At 69.5% G+C, this 18,065-nt stretch carries 16 protein-coding genes and 1 tRNA gene; 10 read left to right on the top strand and 7 right to left on the bottom strand.

The features are described from left to right. Positions 1-15 precede the first annotated feature (15 nt). The 3 genes from HBB12_RS15475 (at position 16) to HBB12_RS15465 (ending at position 2,782) form a co-directional block, all read left to right on the top strand. Positions 16-759 carry a 3-deoxy-manno-octulosonate cytidylyltransferase gene (locus tag HBB12_RS15475; RefSeq protein ID WP_236990165.1) on the top strand — a complete coding sequence of 248 codons (744 nt, stop codon included), beginning with the start codon at positions 16-18 and terminating at the stop codon, positions 757-759. A 19-nt stretch (positions 760-778) separates the two neighbouring features. Next, positions 779-1,633: a prephenate dehydratase gene (locus HBB12_RS15470; RefSeq protein WP_236990164.1), complete on the top strand. Its 855-nt coding sequence runs from the start codon at positions 779-781 to the stop codon at positions 1,631-1,633. A gap of 144 nt (positions 1,634-1,777) precedes the next feature. Then, the gene (locus tag HBB12_RS15465; protein WP_236990163.1) at positions 1,778-2,782 is read left to right on the top strand and encodes a DUF4062 domain-containing protein; all 1,005 of its coding nucleotides are present in this window, start codon (positions 1,778-1,780) and stop codon (positions 2,780-2,782) included. A gap of 35 nt (positions 2,783-2,817) precedes the next feature. Here HBB12_RS15465 and HBB12_RS15460 read toward each other — a convergent pair whose 3' ends face one another. From HBB12_RS15460 to HBB12_RS15445, 4 genes are all read right to left on the bottom strand, one after another. After that, positions 2,818-3,546 carry an SOS response-associated peptidase gene (locus tag HBB12_RS15460; protein WP_236990162.1) on the bottom strand — a complete coding sequence of 243 codons (729 nt, stop codon included), beginning with the start codon at positions 3,544-3,546 and terminating at the stop codon, positions 2,818-2,820. Positions 3,547-3,557: 11 nt separating this feature from the next. Beyond that, on the bottom strand, positions 3,558-4,553 hold the full coding sequence (gene corA, locus HBB12_RS15455; protein ID WP_236990161.1) for a magnesium/cobalt transporter CorA: 996 nt from the start codon (positions 4,551-4,553) through the stop codon (positions 3,558-3,560). Between the two features lie 146 nt (positions 4,554-4,699). Then, entirely contained in the window at positions 4,700-5,200 is a 501-nt protein-coding gene (locus tag HBB12_RS15450) for a YbaK/EbsC family protein (protein WP_236990160.1), read from the bottom strand. Between the two features lie 196 nt (positions 5,201-5,396). Beyond that, entirely contained in the window at positions 5,397-5,693 is a 297-nt protein-coding gene (locus tag HBB12_RS15445; RefSeq protein WP_236990159.1) for a hypothetical protein, read from the bottom strand. Positions 5,694-5,889: 196 nt separating this feature from the next. Here HBB12_RS15445 and hrpB point away from each other — a divergent pair, with 196 nt between their 5' ends. The 5 genes from hrpB to HBB12_RS15420 all read left to right on the top strand — a co-directional run bounded on the left by hrpB (position 5,890) and on the right by HBB12_RS15420 (position 13,293). Next, on the top strand, positions 5,890-8,394 hold the full coding sequence (gene hrpB, locus HBB12_RS15440; protein ID WP_236990158.1) for an ATP-dependent helicase HrpB: 2,505 nt from the start codon (positions 5,890-5,892) through the stop codon (positions 8,392-8,394). Positions 8,395-8,502: 108 nt separating this feature from the next. Beyond that, entirely contained in the window at positions 8,503-9,099 is a 597-nt protein-coding gene (locus HBB12_RS15435) for a hypothetical protein (protein WP_236990157.1), read from the top strand. Further along, positions 9,099-9,347, top strand: coding sequence for a helix-turn-helix domain-containing protein (locus tag HBB12_RS15430; RefSeq protein ID WP_236990156.1), 249 nt, complete (start codon positions 9,099-9,101; stop codon positions 9,345-9,347). Before HBB12_RS15435 ends, HBB12_RS15430 begins: the two co-directional genes overlap by 1 nt. Before the next feature lie 61 nt (positions 9,348-9,408). Further along, positions 9,409-10,692: a peptide-binding protein gene (locus tag HBB12_RS15425; protein ID WP_236990155.1), complete on the top strand. Its 1,284-nt coding sequence runs from the start codon at positions 9,409-9,411 to the stop codon at positions 10,690-10,692. Positions 10,693-10,833: 141 nt separating this feature from the next. Beyond that, positions 10,834-13,293: a sensor domain-containing protein gene (locus HBB12_RS15420; protein ID WP_236990154.1), complete on the top strand. Its 2,460-nt coding sequence runs from the start codon at positions 10,834-10,836 to the stop codon at positions 13,291-13,293. 88 nt (positions 13,294-13,381) lie between these two features. Here HBB12_RS15420 and HBB12_RS15415 read toward each other — a convergent pair whose 3' ends face one another. The 3 genes from HBB12_RS15415 to aroA all read right to left on the bottom strand — a co-directional run bounded on the left by HBB12_RS15415 (position 13,382) and on the right by aroA (position 17,179). Then, positions 13,382-15,004, bottom strand: coding sequence for an ABC-F family ATP-binding cassette domain-containing protein (locus tag HBB12_RS15415; protein WP_236990153.1), 1,623 nt, complete (start codon positions 15,002-15,004; stop codon positions 13,382-13,384). A 184-nt stretch (positions 15,005-15,188) separates the two neighbouring features. Continuing rightward, on the bottom strand, positions 15,189-15,821 hold the full coding sequence (gene cmk / locus HBB12_RS15410) for a (d)CMP kinase (protein ID WP_236990152.1): 633 nt from the start codon (positions 15,819-15,821) through the stop codon (positions 15,189-15,191). 8 nt (positions 15,822-15,829) lie between these two features. Continuing rightward, positions 15,830-17,179, bottom strand: coding sequence for a 3-phosphoshikimate 1-carboxyvinyltransferase (gene aroA, locus HBB12_RS15405; protein WP_236990151.1), 1,350 nt, complete (start codon positions 17,177-17,179; stop codon positions 15,830-15,832). 169 nt (positions 17,180-17,348) lie between these two features. On the opposite strand from aroA, the gene HBB12_RS15400 reads away from it, so the two are divergent. Further along, entirely contained in the window at positions 17,349-17,738 is a 390-nt protein-coding gene (locus HBB12_RS15400; protein ID WP_236990150.1) for a TIGR02300 family protein, read from the top strand. A 213-nt stretch (positions 17,739-17,951) separates the two neighbouring features. Next, positions 17,952-18,027, top strand: a tRNA-Ala gene (locus tag HBB12_RS15395). Positions 18,028-18,065: the final 38 nt, after the last annotated feature.

Raw genomic sequence — 18,065 nt, 5'->3', positions numbered from 1 at the left:
CCGAATCATCCCCCCATGTCCGATCCGCTCGTCCTGATCCCCGCCCGCCTCGCGGCGACCCGCCTGCCCGAAAAGCCGCTGGCCGACATCGCCGGCGCGCCGATGATCGTGCATGTCTGGCGCCGGGCGATCGAGGCCGGCATCGGCCCGGTGGTGGTCTGCACCGACACGGCCGCGATCGTGCAGGCGGTGGAAGCCGTGGGCGGCCTCGCGGTGATGACCCGGCCCGACCACCCGTCCGGCTCCGATCGTCTGGCCGAGGCCCTGGAGGTGATCGACCCGGAGGGGCGCCACGACGTGGTGGTGAACGTGCAGGGCGACCTGCCGACCATCGACCCGGCGGCGATCGCCGCCGCGGTCGTGCCGCTCTCCGACCGTGCGGTCGACATCGCGACGCTGTGTGCCGTCATCACCCGGCCCGAGGAGCGGACGGAGCCCAGCGTCGTCAAGCTGGTCGGCTCCGAGATCGGCCCGAAGCGGCTGCGGGCGCTCTACTTCACCCGCGCCACGGCGCCGTACGGCGACGGCCCGCTCCTGCATCATATCGGCCTCTACGCCTATCGCCGCCGGGCGCTCGAGCGCTTCGTATCCCTGCCGCCGAGCCCGCTCGAGCTGCGCGAGAAGCTCGAGCAGCTCCGCGCGCTGGAAGCCGGCATGCGGATCGACGCCGTGGTGGTCGACGACGTGCCGCTCGGCGTCGACACGCCGCACGATCTCGAACGCGCCCGGGCCATCCTGGCCGCCCGGCGCCTGAACTGACCCCGAAAGCACGTCCGCGATGAACCGAACCATCTCCTACCAGGGCGAGCCCGGCGCCAACTCGCACATCATCATCCAGGAGGCCTATCCGGACTGGACGCCGCTGCCCTGCGCCACCTTCGAGGACGCGCTGACGGCGGTGCAGGACGGTGCGGCGGCGCTCGGCATGATCCCGATCGAGAACTCGATCGCCGGCCGCGTCGCCGACATCCACCACATGCTGCCCGCGTCCGGCCTCCACATCGTCGGCGAGCAGTTCCTGCCGATCCACTTCCAGCTCATGGCCCTGCCGGGCGTGAAGCTGGAGGAGATCCGCACCGTGCACAGCCACGTCCACGCGCTCGGCCAGTGCCGCAAGATCATCCGGCGCCTCGGCCTCAAGGCGGTCGTCGCGCCCGACACCGCCGGCGCCGCCCGCCAGGTGTCGGAGGCCGGCGACCGCTCGCGCGCCTCGCTCTCGCCGCGGCTCGCCGGCGAGATCTACGGTCTCTCCATCCTGGAGGAGGATGTCGAGGACGAGGCCCACAACACCACCCGCTTCGTCGTGCTCTCCCGCGAGCCGGTGGTGCCGCCGGTGGATGCGGGCCCGACGGTGACGAGCTTCATGTTCCGGGTGCGCAACATCCCGGCCGCGCTCTACAAGGCGCTCGGTGGCTTCGCCACGAACGGCGTCAACATGACCAAGCTGGAGAGCTACATGGTCGAGGGCCAGTTCACCGCGACCCAGTTCTACGCCGAGGTCGACGGCCATCCGGAGGAACCGGGCTTGCGCCGTGCGCTCGACGAGCTGGCCTATTTCTCGAACGCGTTCCGGATCATCGGGACCTATCCGGCCCATCCGTTCCGGGAGAGCGCGCGGCCGCCGGCGGAGTAACCCATCTTTTTAAAAATCTGCATTCTCGATCTCCGCCTTGGGTAGCGGCGGAGATCGACTATTTCCCTATAAAATTTCTCTTGCAATTTTTCATAGAACTCCACCAAATATGACAGCAAAATCGAATTATTATGAGCACTCCAGATGGATGTAAAATATCAAGTTTTCGTAAGTTCTACATTTATTGATTTGCAAGATGAGCGAAGAGGGGTGATCGAACAAATATTAAATCTTGGCCATATTCCGATTGGTATGGAGTTATTTCAAGCTGGAGATGAAACACAGTGGAGCTATATAAAGAGGCGAATACTAGAGTCTGACTATTATGTACTAATAATGGCTGAAAGATATGGATCCGAAGGTCAGACAGGCAAAAGTTACACCCAGATGGAGTATGAATTTGCGATAAAAAATAAAATTCCCACGATTTCTTTCTTACTTCACTCCGACGCTAGAAAAAGCTGGCCTCAAAGTAAAATAGAATTTGATAAAATTGCTAAGGTAAATAAATTTAGAAGCTTGTGTGAGAAAAAACTTGTTAAACACTGGAGAAATGTGGATGACTTGAATACAAAAGTTATAGGGAGCCTAGTTGAGCTTATCAGAGAGAGGCCCATGACGGGCTGGGTCAGGGCAGATAGTGTTGCTACTTCGTTGGCGCTGAGTGAGATGTCTAGACTATTAGAAGAAAAACGCATATTACAAGAGAAACTTGATCGATACGAGGGAGAAAACACAACATTGAAGATACCAGCAGAAATTCAATTTCATATTAATTCTTTAAAATCTAAGTTATTGGCAGAATTCATAGAAACCGAGGACAATAATTTTGAAATACCGGAAATTTCTATGATGGAGACATTTCTAATTCTTAGTCGCGCACTATCAACAGGCAGCACCGAATGGAATATTAAGAGAAGACTGGCGGGGGAATTGGAAATATCCGGCATGAGAATCGAAATATCTGATGTTCTTGCAGAATATGCTTCCAGGGGATTGGTAGGGATCACCCACGTTCAGGAGCATGAATTTAGCAAGCCCCACACAGAGGTCTATTTTACACTTACAGATACAGGAAAAAAATTACTATTGGCAATTGAATACCAAAAACACATTGAATCATCACATCCTGAGATGCCAGAAACTTGATATCCAAATCCGCCCCTTCGGTAACAGTACATGCATCAAAATAATCGACCCTGCGCCTCCACCTTCGACTCCAGTGGCTTCGGCACCACCGGCTCATCCTCGTCCAGCCGCAGCAGCTCCGCCCCGTCGTTGCGTACGTCGTTCACCCGCCGGCTCGCGGGAGCCAAGTCCAGCCACTCCTCCGGCGCCGGGCGGCACAGGGCGGCCGCCCGCCCGGCATCCACGTCCCGCATGTCGAGCCAGGCATTCACCCCCTCCGGCGACAGGATCGCCGGCATGCGCTCGTGGATGCCGGCGAGCAGTCCGTTGGCACCGCAGGTGACGATCGCCGCGGTGTCGATCTCCGAGCCGTCGCGGCTGCTCCAGGTCTCCCACAGGCCGGCGAGCGCCATCGGCCGGCCGTCGGCGCGGCGGATGGCGTAGGGCGCCTGGCCCCGGGGCCCGCCGCGGCGCCACTCGTAGAAGCCGTCCGCCAGAAAGATGCAGCGCCGGTAGCGCAGGGCATTGCGAAAGCTCGGCTTCTCGGAAGCGGTCTCGATCCGGGCGTTGATGACGAGGGGGAAGTCGTCCGGGTCCTTGACCCAGGCCGGCAGAAAGCCCCAGCGCATCAGAACGAAGCGCCGCCGCCCGTGCTCGGAGGTCACCACCGCCACCGGCTGGGTCGGCGCCACGTTGTGGCGGGCCGGGAAGTTCGGCCGGTCGTCGTAGCCGTAGGCCTCGCGAAATGTGTCGGGCGAGGAGGTGGCGAAGAAGCGGCCGCACATCCCTGTGCCCCCTACAGCCAGCGTTTCCAGCGGAAGAAGGCATAGGGCAGGATGGCTGCCACCACCATCATCACCACCGCCATCGGGTAGCCGAATCCCCAGTCGAGTTCCGGCATCACCTTGAAGTTCATGCCGTACATCGAGGCGATCAGGGTCGGCGGCATGAACACCACCGCCATGACCGAGAACAGCTTGATGATGTTGTTCTGCTCGAGGTTGACGAGGCCGAGCGTGGCGTCGAGCAGGAACTGGATCTTTCCCGACAGGAAGCTCGCATGCTCCTCGAGCGACTGGAGGTCGCGCAGGGTCGAGCGGATTTCCTCGCGGACCTCGCGCGGGGCCTTGCTGGCCCGGTAGCTTGCCGAGAGCGAGAGCAGGATGCGCTCGACCGAGACCAGGCTCTCGCGCTGCTGCGACAGCAGCTCGTTGTGGCGCCCGAGCGCCCGCAGGGTGTCCTGCAATTCGGCGTTGCGTGCACTCGGATCGGAATGCTCGGCGAAGATCCGGCGCGAGAGCCGGTCGATGCGCTCGCCCTGGAGCTGGAGCACGTCGGCGGCGCGGTCGATGATGGTCTCGATCAGCCCGGCCAGGATCGCCTCGCCGGCCAGCATCACCCCGGCCGGCCGCGCCGCCCGGTGGACGAACATCCGGAACGCCTGCGGATCGTCGTAGCGCACCGTGGCGAGCTTGTTGTCGCGCAGGATGAAGGTGACGCCGGTGAGCATCGCGTCGTCGGTATCGACCCGGCACAGGAGCCGCCCGGTCATGTAGCGGGCGCCGTTCTCGACGTAGAGCAATTCGGACGGCTCGATGTCCTGCATCTCCTCCCGGGTCGGGATCGAGATCCCGAGGAACGCCTCGACCTTGTGGTCCTCCTGGCGGGTCGGCTCGATCAGGTCGATCCAGAGCGCGTCCGGCGGGATCGGCTCGGACATCTCGAGCAGGCGCCGCTCGAGGAGCGGCTGACCGGTGCTGGCGCAGGCATTCGGCTGATGGACGAAGATCAAGGGACGGTCTCTGGCGAGGGCGGGAGAGGCCTTCTGGCCCGGCCGCTTGAAGGCTCCGTGACAGCTAGGTCACGGGCGCCCCGCTTGTCGATGACGCCCGGTCCACAGCCGTCCGTGTTTTCGCTCGAAGGTGCTCTCACCCGGCGTCAGGCCTCCGGTGCCGGCTCGGCCTCGCCCTCCTCGGCCGGCGGCTGGCAGACATCGATCCATTCGGCCCCGGTCAACGCCGCCATGCGCTCCGGCGTGACCCGCACGGCGCTGTTGGGGGAGCCGGCCGCCGGTACCACTTCGTCGAAAGCCTTCAGGCTGACGTCGCAATAGACCGGCAGCGGCGTGGCGAGGCCGAACGGGCAGACCCCGCCGACGGGGTGCCCGGTGATCGCCTCGACCTCGTCGGGCCCGAGCATCCGCGGCTTGACCCCGAACGCGGCCTTCGCCTTGCGGTTGTCGAGGCGGGCGTCGCCCCGCGCCACCAGCAGCACCACCCGCTCGCCGAGGCGCAGCGACAGGGTCTTGGCGATGCGGGCCGGCTCGACGCCGTGGGCCGCTGCCGCAAGCGCCACGGTGGCGGAACTCGCCTCGGTCTCCAGGACGGTGAGGTCGGGCGCGCGGGCGGCGAGGTCGGCCTTCACGGAAGCGAGGCTCATCGGCGGGCGGTCCCGCGCGGCGGGAGGGAGGCGGTCACGGACGGGCTCTCACGGTTCGAGGGGGCCGGTCCGGCTCCCCTCGCCCGGCGCGGCCACGCGCGCAAGCGTCAAGTTGCGTCCCTACATGATGTCCGGGTAACCCGAAAGACGAAGGGACGCAGGGTCGCGGGCGCGTTCGCCACGCCCGCGATCGGGCTCAATAGCGCGGGCCGCCGGTGGTGTTGCCGAGCTGCTGCTGGTAGCCCGGGCGCGACGGGTTGCGGGCGTTCGGGTCGCCGGCCCGCATGTGGTTGCGGCGCATGTGCCGGCGCATGTGGCGGTCGTGCCGCTTCATGTGGCGATAATGGTAGTGGCGGCGCATGGCGACGTGCTCGACGGTCGATTCCGACCCGGCCACGGCCGAGGCGGGGCCGGTCACGGCGGCCGAGGCCGGGGTCAGGGCGAGACCGCCCAGCAGCACGCTCGCCGCCAGGGCCAGGGTCAGGGACTTCATCGAGGCATTCTCCGAACGGTGGCCCCCTCGGCCAACCTGTGCATCAAGCGTTCGTCTCGCACCCGGTTCCGCTGCGGCACGAGAAATCCTCGGGAAACTTTTCGGCTCCGATCCCGCGGCCGGGCTGAGTCGGTCGGCCGGGGGCGCATCGGGTCCGGGCTTGCGCCGCCCGGCGGGCTCCGCCATCCCGGCGCCCATGCGCTCCGTCCCTTCCCTGCCGATCGATGCCGTCCTCGGCGACCTCGCGACGCTCCTTTCGGACCCCGCCGGCCGGCCCAACGCGGTGCTGGTGGCGCCGCCGGGGGCCGGCAAGACCACCCGGGTGCCGCTCGCCCTGCTGGAGGCGCCCTGGCGCGGCGACCGCCGCATCATTCTCCTGGAACCGCGCCGCCTCGCCGCCCGGGCGGCCGCCGAGCGCATGGCCGCGACCCTGGGGGAGGCGGTCGGCGAGACGGTGGGCCTGCGGGTCCGCCTCGGCTCCAAGGTCTCGGCCCGCACCCGGATCGAGGTCGTCACCGAGGGCGTCTTCGCCCGGATGATCCTGGACGATCCGGAGCTCGACGGCATCGCCGCGGTGCTGTTCGACGAGTTCCACGAGCGCTCCCTCGACGCCGATCTCGGCCTGGCCCTGGCGCTCGACGCGCAAGGGGCCTTGCGGGAGGATCTGCGGCTTCTCGCGATGTCGGCGACGATCGACGGCGCCCGGGTCGCGGCCCTGATGGGCGACGCCCCGGTGATCCTGTCCGAGGGCCGGGCCTTCCCGGTCGAGACCCGCCACATCGATCGCGACCCGCAGGGCCGGATCGAGGACGCGGTGACCGATGCGGTGATGCGGGCGCTGCGGGCCGAGCCGGGCTCGGTCCTCGCCTTCCTGCCCGGCCAGGCCGAGATCCGCCGCACCGAGGAGCGCCTGAGCGAGCGCCTGAGCGATTTTTCCGATGTCGACCTCGCTCCGCTCTACGGCGCCCTCGACCGGGCCGAGCAGGACCGGGCGGTGCGGCCGAGCCCGGCGGGGCGGCGCAAGGTGGTGCTCGCCACCTCGATCGCCGAGACCTCGCTCACCATCGAGGGGGTGCGGGTGGTGGTCGATTCCGGCCTCGCCCGGGTGCCGGTCTACGAGCCGGATCTGGGTCTCACCCGCCTCGTCACCCAGCGGGCCTCCCGCGCCTCCATCGACCAGCGCCGGGGCCGCGCCGGCCGCACCCAGGCGGGCGTGTGCTACCGGCTGTGGCCGGAGGCCGCCACCGGTGCGCTCGATCCCTTCACCCGGCCCGAGATCCTGGCCGCCGACCTCGCCGGGCTGGTGCTCGACTGCGCCGCCTGGGGGGTCGCCGACCCGACCACCCTGCCCTTCCTCGATCCGCCCCCGGCTCCGGCCCTCGCCGAGGCGCGCGCGCTGCTCTGCGGCCTCGATGCCCTCGACGGCGACGGCCGTCTGACCGCGTCGGGCCGGGCGTTGCGCGCCCTCCCGCTGCCGCCGCGCCTCGCCCGCATGGTGGTGAGCGCCGCCGCGCGCGGGCGGGACGCGGCGCGGCACGCCGCCGACGTCGCGGCCGTGCTGGTGGAGCGCGGCCTCGGCGGCGACGCGGCGGACCTCACCGACCGGGTCGAGCGCTACCGGCGCGACCGTTCGGGACGGGCCGAGGACATGCGCCGCCTCGCCGCCGGCTGGGCGAGGTTGGCCGGCCAGTTCGCCGTGCCGACGGTCGAGTCCACCGGCTCCGCCGAGGCGCCGGATACCGGCACGCTGCTGGCGCTGGCCTATCCCGACCGGATCGCCCGGGCCCGGGGCAAGCCCGGCGAGTACGTCCTCGCCAACGGCCGCGGCGCCGCCCTCGACCCCGCCGCCGCGCTCGCCCGCGAGCCTTTCCTGGCCGTGGCCGAGATCGTCGGCAAGGCCTCGTCGGCGCGCATCCTGGCCGCGGCGCCGATCGCCCTCCCCGCCATCGAGGCGCTGTTTTCCGACCGGATCGAGGCCCGCACCCGGGTCGAGTTCGACGCGGAAGCGCGGGCCTTGCGCGCCCGGGCCCAGCGCCGCCTCGGTGCCGTCTCGCTGGCCGAGCGGATCCTGCCGGTCCCGACCGACGCCGACAGCGCCGCGATCCTCGCCCGCGGCCTCGCCGGCCTCGGCATCGGCGCCCTGCCCTGGTCGAAGGCGGCGCAGCAATGGCGCGAGCGGGTGATGTTTCTGCGCAAAGCCGAGGGCGAGCCCTGGCCCGACCTTTCGGATACCCACCTCGCCGAGACCCTGCCCGACTGGCTCGGACCGCATCTGACCGGACTCACCCGCCTCGACGAGATCGGCGCCGACCGGCTCTCGGAGGCCCTGCACGACCTCCTGCCCTGGTCCCTGCGCGCCCGCCTCGACGCCGAGGCGCCGACCCATCTCGAAGTGCCGACCGGCTCGCGCATCCCGGTCGACTACGCCGCCGAGGGCGGTCCGGCGCTCGCCGTGCGGGTGCAGGAGCTGTTCGGCCTCACCCGCCACCCGACCATCGGCGGCGGCCGCGTGCCCCTGGTGCTCCACCTGCTCTCGCCGGCCCAGCGCCCGATCCAGATCACCCGCGACCTGCCGGGCTTCTGGCGCGGCTCCTGGGGCGCGGTGCGCGCCGACATGCGCGGCCAGTACCCCCGCCACCCCTGGCCCGAGGACCCGACCACCGCCCCGCCGACCCGGCGGGCGAAGCCCAGGGGGACTTGATGAAGGGACTTGATTAGGGAGCACGCGTAGAGCATCACGTTTGGGATTAAAATTATCGTTTTACAGAAATTATTTTTCGTGCGACCAGGATCTTCTGGAGGCACGCCCATGCCCTACGCCGTCGCCCCGTCGCCCCTGCCGGAGGACGAGCCCGCCTCCCGGATACGGCTCCGCCATCTCTCGACCTGGCTCGACCGGCTCTGTGCCGTTCTCATCGTCCTGATGACGGCGTTCGGAGGCGCGGTCCTGATCCTCGGGCTCGTCTGCAGTGGTGCCTTCTTGTGGCTCGCGCCAGATGCCGCCTATCTCGGTGCGGCGCCGGAGGGTGTCGCCGGGCTGGTCCCGTTCGGCTCGCTGCCCTGGCCGACCCGCCTCGCCTATGCGACGAAGTTCGTCCTCGGGCAGATGCCCCTTCTCCTCGCTCTGGCAGCCTTGCGCCGGCTGTTGTGCGGCTTTGGCGAAGGCGCGACCTTTGCAGCGCTCCAGGCAGATCGCCTGCGCCGGATCGCGCTCTGGCTCGTCACCGCAGCCTTGGCACCGGCCCTCGGCGAAATCCTGGTCGCAGCGGTCGGCCACGGCGTAGACCGGGCCTGGTTCCATGCCGGCTCGGCCTACATCCTCCTCGTCGCCGCCCTGCTCGGCGTCCTTGAAGCCTTGCTACGCGTCGGCGCTGCGGTCGAGCGCGACCGGGACGGCTTCGTCTGATGCCAATAATTGTGCGCCTCGACGTGATGCTGGCGCAGCGCAAGCGGCGCGGCAAGGACCTCGCCCGCGCCATCGGCATGACCGAGGCGAACCTGTCGCTGCTCAAGTCCGGCAAGGTTCAAGGCGTCCGCTTCGCCACCCTGGCGGCCCTGTGCCGCGAACTCGATTGCCGGCCGGGCGACCTCCTCGACTTCGTACCCGACGAGGAATCCGGCGAGGCTACACCCGACCTCAGCCGGGCCGGGTGACCGATATCTCGCCTCCATTTCGAGCCACGCCGCCGGCGCTGCGGCGACCGGAGATGTGCGCATGCGAACCTCCTTCCCGTCCTTCACCAAGCTCCTGGCCGCCCTTCTTGCCGCTTGCACCGCATCCTGCCATCCGCCGGCTCGGAAGGACGACATCGCCACCGGCAGGGTAGCCGTGACCTGGCCCCCCGGCCCCGTCCGGCCGGTGACGCTGCCGCTAGTGCAGGCCTCGCATCGCTGGCTCATCGATCTCGTCTTCCTACGGCCGGACGGCAGCGAGCGGCGAGCGCTGGCCTGGGTCAATCTCGGGATGCCGTCCCCGGTCCTGTCGCGGGCGCTCTTCCGCGATCTGGGTCTCGATCAGGGCTGCGACCTCGCGTTCCGCCTCGGCGCCGCCACGGTCCGGCTCGCCGGGAGTTCCGTGGTGGACGGCCCGCGCCTCCCGGGCGGTCAGGATCTGCTGGCGCAGATCTTCGCCCCGCGTCCGGTTGAGGCGGTTCTGCCCGCGGGCGTGCTGCGGGCCTTCGCGGTCGCCCTCGATCCGGCCGCTGGGACATTGACCCTCGGGCTCTCCGGCAGCCTGCCGGCCCGCGGCGTCGCGGTGCCGGTGGCGATCGTCCCGGAGAGCGGCCTTGTCACCGCCGAAGCTGCGGTCGCCAATGAGCGGCTGACCCTCGTCCTCGATCCCGGCGCCTCCTATACCTGGCTGCGTGGCCGCACGGCCGCATCGTGGCGCGAGCGTCATCCAAATTGGGAGCGGGCGCAGGGTGCCGTCGGACGCAGTGCAATTGCGATGGTGGATCTCGGGCTGGAACAAGAGGGCACGGTCCTGCGCCTCCCCGAGATGGCACTCGGGCCTCTGGTGCTGCCGGAGGTCGGCGCGCTTGCGACCGGCCCCCTCGGCGGAGCCGTCGCCGAGGCGGCCCTGGGGGAGATCTTCTGGGACACCTGGCAGAAGCCGGCGGGCCGACAGGTCGACGGCTGGCTCGGCAACAACGTCCTCGGCGACGGTCGCCTGACCATCGACTACGCCGCCGGCTGGGCCCGGTTCGAGCGTCAGCGCCGACCCGATCCGAACGACCTCGACGGGATCGGCCTTACCCTCGTGAGGCACGACGAGGGTTACGCCGTCGGCCGGGTCGTGACGCGGGCCGGTTTCTCCCTCGTCGATGGCGCCGCGCCGGGAGACGTCCTGCGCCGGGTCGATGGCCGCCCGATTGCCGGGCTCGCACCCGACGCCGTCCTCTCCGCCCTATCGGGCCGGGCGGGCACCCGTCGCCGCCTCGATCTGGAGCGGGACGGCGTTCCGCTCCAGATCGAGGCCGAGGCGGCCTCGTTCCGGTAAAGGAAGCGGGTGGAGTGAGTCACGTCACCGCACCGTCGGCCAAGCCGATCCGCAGGTAGCGGGTCCGCCAGTCCTACAACCCGCGAAAGGAAATCGCAGCGAATTTGTGAGAGTCATGGCCGGCCAGAAGAAGACCGCGTGATGCTGCCAGACGATCTCGACATCTTCGCCGCCGACTGGGTCTGGGAGACCGATGCAGACCTGCGGCTGACGAACGTGCGCGGGCGCTACGCGGCGCTGACCGGGGAAGTCGAGCCGGTCGGGCGTTCCTGGCCGGGGCTCGCCGGTGACGAACCGGTCGATGACGGGCCGCTGCGGCGGCCGGTGCCGTTCCGCGACCTGGTCCTGCCGCACCGGCATCGGGACGGGCGAATCCGCTGGTTCCGGTTCGGCGGTGCGCCGCGTCTCGCAGCGGACGGGACGATCGCGGGCTGGCACGGGAACTGCGCCGAGCTATCCGGACCGGCGGTGGCGCAAATCGAGGCGGCGCGGCTTTGCGAGGAGCAGACGCGACGCTTCGAGGAGCAGACGCGACGCTTCGAGGCGGTGGTGGCGAACATGCCGATCGGTGTCAGCCTGTTCGACGCCGACCTGCGGCTGATCGCCGTGAACGGGCGGCTTCACGAGATCTTCGGCCTGCCGCCGGAGCTTCTGCGCCTCGGCACACCGCTCGAGCACATGATCCGCACCAGCGCCGGCAGCGGCAACTACCCGCAGATGAACCCCGACGAGGCCTGGGCCTATGCGTCGGCGCGCATCGCGCAGCGGGTCCGCCTGCAGCGCGAGCGGCAGCTGCCGGGCGGCGTCCTGCTCAAGACCACCATCGTGCCGCTGCCGGACGGCAGCACCCTGGTGGTCCACGAGGATGCGACCGACCGGGCGCGGGCCGATGCGCGGCTGGCCGAGCAGAAGAACCGCCTCGACCACGCGCTCACCCACATGTCGCACGGGCTCGTCCTGTTCGACGCCGATCACCGGGTGACCGTCGTCAACCGGCAGTTCCTCGACCTCTACGGCCTGTCGGCCGAGACGGTGCATCCGGGCATCACCGCCGAGGAGCTGATCCACCGCCGCACCGAGGCCGGCAACTTCCCGGGTCTCTCCCCGGAGGAGGCCTGGCGCCAGGTGCGCGAGCGGCTGGCGACCCGCGCCCGCTACCGGCTCGACCAGACCCTCGTCGACGGGCGGGTCATCGCCGTGACCTACGCGCCGACCCCCGAGGGCGGCTTCGTGACGGTGCACGAGGACGTCACGGCCGCCAAGCGGGCCGAGGCGCAGATCGTCCACATGGCCCGCCACGACGCCCTGACCGGCCTGCCCAACCGCGCGCTGCTGCACGAGGGACTGGCCGAGGCGCTGGCCAGGAGCCCTGCGGCGCGGGGCGCCGCCACGGCGGTCCTCTGCCTCGACCTCGACCGCTTCAAGAACGTCAACGACACCCTCGGCCACGCCGTCGGCGACAAGCTGCTGCGCCAGGTCACCACCCGCCTCACCGCCGCGACCTGCGACGAGGCGGAGGCTGGCCACGCCACCCTGGCCCGGCTCGGCGGCGACGAGTTCGCGGTGATCCTGCACCCGACCTCGCGCTTCAAGGCCGGGCGCCTCGCCGCCCGGCTGATCGAGGCGGTCGCGCGCGACTACGAGATCGACGGCAAGCGCGTCGCGGTGGGCCTCAGCATCGGGATCGCGCTCGCGCCGACGGACGCGCGGGATTCGGAAGGGCTCCTGCGGGCCGCCGACATGGCGCTCTACCGCGCCAAGGCCGAAGGGCGGGGCGTCCATCGCTTCTTCGAGCCCGCCATGGACGTGGCGATCCAGGCCCGGCGCGGCGTCGAGCTCGACCTCCGGGCGGCGCTCGCCGAGCAGCAATTCGCCCTGGCGTTCCAGCCCTTCCTCGGCCTGTCGGACAACCGGATCGCCGGATTCGAGGCCCTGGTGCGCTGGCATCACCCGATCCGCGGCGTGGTGAGCCCCGCCGCCTTCGTGCCGATCGCCGAGGAGACCGGCATGATCGTGCCTTTGGGCGAGTGGGTCCTGCGCCAGGCCTGCCGCGAGGCGGCGCGCTGGCCGGACGCCGTCCGGGTCTCGGTCAACCTCTCGCCGGTGCAGTTCCGCAGCGGCGACATCGACGCCACGGTGATCGCGGCGCTCCGCGACGCCGGTCTCGACCCGCACCGGCTCGAACTGGAGATCACCGAGGGCGTGCTCCTGCAGGACAACGCCTCGACCGTCGCCATGCTGCACCGGCTGAAGGGGATCGGCGTGCGCATCGCCATGGACGATTTCGGCACCGGCTACTCGTCGCTCGGCTACCTGCGCGCCTTCCCGTTCGACAAGATCAAGATCGACCGCGCCTTCGTGGCCGACCTCTCGGTGCGACCCGACGCGCTGGCCATCGTCCGGGCGGTGACGACGCTCGCCGACAGCATGGGCATGTCCACCACCGCCGAGGGCGTCGAGACGGAGGAACAACTGGCCCACTTGCGCGGGGCGGGCTGCACCGAGGTGCAGGGCTACCTCATCAGCCGGCCGGTCCCGGCCGACGCGGTGGCGCCGATGCTGATGGGAGACAGCGTGGCGAGGGTGCGCCGACGCGTCTGAAGCCCTCGCGGTCAACCCGGGCCGCGCTGCGCGGCCCCGGGATGAATGGTCTTGGAGCCGTTGCGGGAGACGCGCCGCCTCCTGCCCCTCAGTGCCGCAGGCCCGGCGCCTCGCGCCCGGTCTTCTCGACGTATTCCGAATACCCGCCGCCATATTTGTGGATGCCGTCCGGCGTCAGCTCCAGCACCCGGTTCGACAGGGCGGCGAGGAAGTGCCGGTCGTGCGAGACGAACAGCATCGTGCCCTCGTACTGGGCGAGCGCGGCGATCAGCATGTCCTTGGTGCCGACGTCGAGGTGGTTGGTCGGCTCGTCGAGGACGAGGAAGTTCGGCGGGTCGTAGAGCATGCGGGCCATGGCGAGACGGGCCTTCTCGCCGCCCGACAGCACCCGGCACCGCTTCTCGACGTCGTCGCCCGAGAAGCCGAAGCAGCCGGCGAGGGTGCGCAAGGACCCCTGCCCCGCCTGCGGGAAGGAGTCCTCCAGAAACTCGAACACCGTGCGCTCGCCGTCGAGCGTGTCCATGGCGTGCTGGGCGAAGTAGCCGAGCTTGACGCTGGCGCCGATCGTCACGATGCCCGAATCCGGCGCGATGGTGCCGGTGGCGAGCTTGAGCAGCGTCGACTTGCCGGCGCCGTTGACGCCCATCACGCACCAGCGCTCCTTGCGGCGGATCCCGAAATCGAGGCCTTCGTAGATCGTGCGGCTGCCGTAGCGCTTGTCCACGGATTTCAGGCTGATCACGTCGTCGCCGGAGCGCGGCGCGGCGGGGAAGTCGAAGGCCACGCTCTGGCGGCGGCGGGGCGGCTCGACGCGCTCGATCTTGTCGAGCTTCTTCACCCGGCTCTGCACCTGGGCGGCGTGCGACGCGCGCGCCTTGAAGCGCTCGATGAACTTGATCTCCTTGGCCAGCATCGCCTGCTGGCGCTCGAACTGCGCCTGCTGCTGCGCCTCGTTCTGCGCGCGTTGCTGCTCGTAGAAGGCGTAGTCGCCGGAATAGGTGGTGAGCGAGCCGGCATCGATCTCGATGATCTTGCCGACGATCCGGTTCATGAAGGCCCGGTCGTGCGAGGTCATCAGCAGGGCGCCGTCGAAGCCCTTGAGGAAATCCTCGAGCCAGATCAGGCTCTCGAGGTCGAGGTGGTTGCTCGGCTCGTCGAGCAGCATCACGTCGGGGTTCATCAGGAGGATGCGGGCGAGGGCCACGCGCATCTTCCAGCCGCCCGACAGGGCGCCGACATCGCCCTCGATCATCTCGGGCGAGAAGCTCAGGCCCGCCAGCACCTCGTGCGCCCGGCCCTCGAGCGCATAGCCGCCGAGTTCCTCGAACCGCCCCTGCACCTCGCCGTAGCGCTCGACCAGGGCCTCCATCTCGTCGGCCCGGTCGGGATCGGCGAGCGCGGTCTCGATCTCGCGCAGCTCCGCGGCGATCTCGCTCACGGGACCTGCGCCGTCCATCACCTCGGACAGGACCGAGCGGCCGGCCATCTCGCCGACATCCTGGCTGAAATACCCGATGGTGATGCCGCGATCGGCCGAGACCTGGCCCTCGTCGGGCTGCTCCTCGCCGGTGATCATCCGGAACAGGGTGGTCTTGCCGGCGCCGTTCGGGCCGACGAGGCCGACCTTCTCGCCGCGCTGCAACGCCGCCGAAGCCTCGATGAAGAGGAGCTGGTTGCCGTTCTGCTTGCCGATCTTGTCGAGGCGGATCATGGGAGGCGGACGTCCGAAGTGAGGGCGCGCCGGATCGCGCGCCATGTCGTTGGATACGCATGCCACGGATTCGTGGCGGCGTGGTGTCGGGCGGGATTCTCGACCGGCTGATGCCGTCGTCACGCTTCATCCCATCCACGACCTCATCCTGAGGTCGGGAATGGGAGAAGCGTCGATAGGGCGCTCAGTCTCTCGCGCCGCCCCGCCCGTCGACCACGTCGATGGCGGCCCGGAAGGCGGCGTCGGCGTCGAGCACCGTGGTGTCGAGCACCACCGCATCCTCGGCCACCCGCAGGGGCGCCGCGTCGCGGTCGGCGTCGCGGGCGTCGCGGCGCAGGATGTCGGAGAGCACCGCCTCGTACGCGACCGCCTCGCCGCGTCCGCCGAGCTCCCGGTGGCGGCGGCGGGCGCGCTCCTCGGCGGAAGCGGTCACGAACAGCTTCACGGCGGCATCCGGGCAGACCACGGTGCCGATGTCGCGCCCGTCGAGCACGGCGCCTTCGGCCGAGCCGGCGAAGCGGCGCTGCCAGTCGAGGAGCGCGGCGCGCACCGCGGCTTGCGCCGAGACGATCGAGGCCGCCTCGCCCATGGCGGCACCGCGCAGGCGCGGATCGGCGAGAAAGGCCGGTTCGAGCGCTCGCGCCGCGGCGGCGGCCGCCTTCGCGTCCGCGAGGTCGCGATTCGCGTCGAGGAGCGTCAGCGCCACCGCCCGGTAAAGCAGGCCGGTATCGAGGTGCGGCAGCCGGTAATGCGCCGCAAGACGCTTGGCGAGCGTGCCCTTGCCGGAGGCCGCAGGCCCGTCGATCGCGATGACCATCGGCCCGTTCATGCCGGGAAGGCGGCGCCGAGCGCCCGCATGTCGGAGAGGAAGGCGGGATAGCTCGTGGCGATCATCGCGCCGTCATCGACCGTCACCGGCCTGTGTGCGGCCATGCCCAGCACGAGGAACGCCATGGCGATGCGGTGGTCGAGATGGGTCTCGACCGTGCCGCCGCCCACAGGCGCCGATCCATCGCCGTGCACGATCAGGTCGTCGCCCTCGACCAGGTGGGAGACGCCGTTGGCCTTCAGGCCCACCGCCACCGCGGCGAGGCGGTCGGATTCCTTGACCCGCAATTCGTGCAGGCCCTGCATCCGGGTGGTGCCTTCCGCGCAAGCCGCCGCCACCGCGAGCACCGGGTATTCGTCGATCATCGCCGGCGCCCGCTCGGGCGGCACCGTGACGCCCTTCAGGCGGCTGTGGCGCACCCGCAGGTCGGCGACGGTCTCGCCGCCCTCCTCGCGCTCGTTCAGGCGCTCGATGTCGCCGCCCATCTCGAGCAGCGTGGTGAGGAGGCCGGTGCGCAGGGGATTCATCATCACCCCCTCGATCACCACCTCGGAGCCCGGGACGATCAGGCCGGCGACCAGCGCGAAGGCGGCTGAGGACGGATCGGCCGGCACCACCACGTCGGTGGCGGTGAGGGTCGGCTGACCGGTGAGCGCGATGCGGCGGCCGTGGCCGCCGGGGCCGATCGCCTCGACCTCGACGGTGGCGCCGAACAGGCGCAACATCCGCTCGGTGTGGTCGCGGGTCGCGGCGGCCTCCACCACCGTGGTGATTCCGGGCGCGTTGAGCCCGGCGAGCAGCACCGCCGACTTCACCTGCGCCGAGGCGACCGGGCTCTCGTAGGTGATCGGCACCGCCTCGCGGGGACCGCGCAGGGTGAGCGGCACCCGGCCGCCCTCGGCCTGCTCCACCACCGTGACGCCCATCTGCACCAGCGGATCGAGGATCCGGCGCATCGGCCGCTTGCGCAAGGAGGCGTCGCCGTCGAAGGTCGCGGTCACGGGATGGCCGCCGACCACGCCCATCATCAGCCGCGAGCCGGTGCCGGCATTGCCGAAATCGAGCACACCCGCCGGATCGGTCAGGCCGCCGACCCCGACGCCGCGTACCCGCCAGCGCCCCTCCCCGTCGCGATCGATGCCGGCGCCGAGCGCCCTGGCGGCGGCGGCGGTGCGCAGAACGTCGTCGCCTTCGAGCAGGCCCTCGATCCGGGTCTCGCCGAGGCTTAGCAGGCCGAGGATGATCGCCCGGTGCGAGATCGACTTGTCGCCGGGCGGCCGCAGCCGGCCCCGCAGGGCCGTCCCGGCCTGGGCGGTGATCGGGGACGGAGTGGAATCGTGCGACACGGGCAGACGGCCTGATTCTCGAGAACCGCGAAGAAGCGCGGGAAAACGGCCGGGTCGTTACCATGCGGGCGCCGCGCCGTCATCCGCCGGCCCGACAGCTATTTGACAGGGCTGGCAGGCGCGACTAACCGGACCCACTCTTAACGACATCGACAGGAACGAAACGACCGTGGCCAGACCGGAACTCGGCTTGAAGCGCCAGTGCATGAGCTGCGGCGCGAAGTTCTACGACCTCAGCAGGGACCCTGCCGTGTGCCCGAAATGCGGCACCGTCTATCAGGTCGCCGCCCTCACCTCATCGCGCGTCCCCGCGCCGGCGATCGCCAACCGCGCCCCGCGCGAGGAGGAGACCGAGGAGGAGGCCGGCGCCCCCGAGATGGTCTCCCTCGACGAGGTCGAGGCCGCCGAGGACGGCGCCGACGTCTCGGTCGACGACGACGATGCCGACGTGGCCGATGCCGGCGGCGACGACGACACCTTCCTGGAGGAGGACGAGGAAAGCGGCGACGACGTCTCCGACCTGATCGACGGCGACATCGAGAACGACGAGGAATCCTGATCCTCTCGGAGGGCGGACGACGGCGGCGCAGGACCGCCGCCGTCACAACCCCCTCAGATCACTGCGGAATTCGCGGCAGTCACGAAAACTTCGCGAAGACCCGCCCCGAGGGCTTGTGTCCGGCGCCACACCCTCATATACCGCCGCTCACCGGCGGCGCCCTCCCCGAGGGCACGGTCGGTTCCGGGACGGATCCCATACGTCCTGCAGCGTGGGGCTTTAGCTCAGCTGGGAGAGCGCCTGCATGGCATGCAGGAGGTCAGCGGTTCGATCCCGCTAAGCTCCACCAAATCTTCCCAGGCTGTGCCGGGGTTGATCCGATCGCGC

It is taken from the genome of Methylobacterium sp. SyP6R (genome assembly GCF_019216885.1).
Lineage (GTDB): Bacteria > Pseudomonadota > Alphaproteobacteria > Rhizobiales > Beijerinckiaceae > Methylobacterium.
This window is presented reverse-complemented; position numbering and strand designations above follow the sequence as displayed.

Coding starts and splice junctions, on each gene's coding strand:
- HBB12_RS15475 (WP_236990165.1), top strand. CDS start 16: ATGTCCGATCCGCTCGTCCTGATCCCCGCCCGCCTCGCGGCGACCCGC.
- HBB12_RS15470 (WP_236990164.1), top strand. CDS start 779: ATGAACCGAACCATCTCCTACCAGGGCGAGCCCGGCGCCAACTCGCAC.
- HBB12_RS15465 (WP_236990163.1), top strand. CDS start 1,778: ATGGATGTAAAATATCAAGTTTTCGTAAGTTCTACATTTATTGATTTG.
- HBB12_RS15460 (WP_236990162.1), bottom strand. CDS start 3,546: ATGTGCGGCCGCTTCTTCGCCACCTCCTCGCCCGACACATTTCGCGAG.
- HBB12_RS15450 (WP_236990160.1), bottom strand. CDS start 5,200: ATGAGCCTCGCTTCCGTGAAGGCCGACCTCGCCGCCCGCGCGCCCGAC.
- HBB12_RS15445 (WP_236990159.1), bottom strand. CDS start 5,693: ATGAAGTCCCTGACCCTGGCCCTGGCGGCGAGCGTGCTGCTGGGCGGT.
- hrpB (WP_236990158.1), top strand. CDS start 5,890: ATGCGCTCCGTCCCTTCCCTGCCGATCGATGCCGTCCTCGGCGACCTC.
- HBB12_RS15435 (WP_236990157.1), top strand. CDS start 8,503: ATGCCCTACGCCGTCGCCCCGTCGCCCCTGCCGGAGGACGAGCCCGCC.
- HBB12_RS15430 (WP_236990156.1), top strand. CDS start 9,099: ATGCCAATAATTGTGCGCCTCGACGTGATGCTGGCGCAGCGCAAGCGG.
- HBB12_RS15425 (WP_236990155.1), top strand. CDS start 9,409: ATGCGAACCTCCTTCCCGTCCTTCACCAAGCTCCTGGCCGCCCTTCTT.
- HBB12_RS15420 (WP_236990154.1), top strand. CDS start 10,834: ATGCTGCCAGACGATCTCGACATCTTCGCCGCCGACTGGGTCTGGGAG.
- HBB12_RS15415 (WP_236990153.1), bottom strand. CDS start 15,004: ATGATCCGCCTCGACAAGATCGGCAAGCAGAACGGCAACCAGCTCCTC.
- cmk (WP_236990152.1), bottom strand. CDS start 15,821: ATGGTCATCGCGATCGACGGGCCTGCGGCCTCCGGCAAGGGCACGCTC.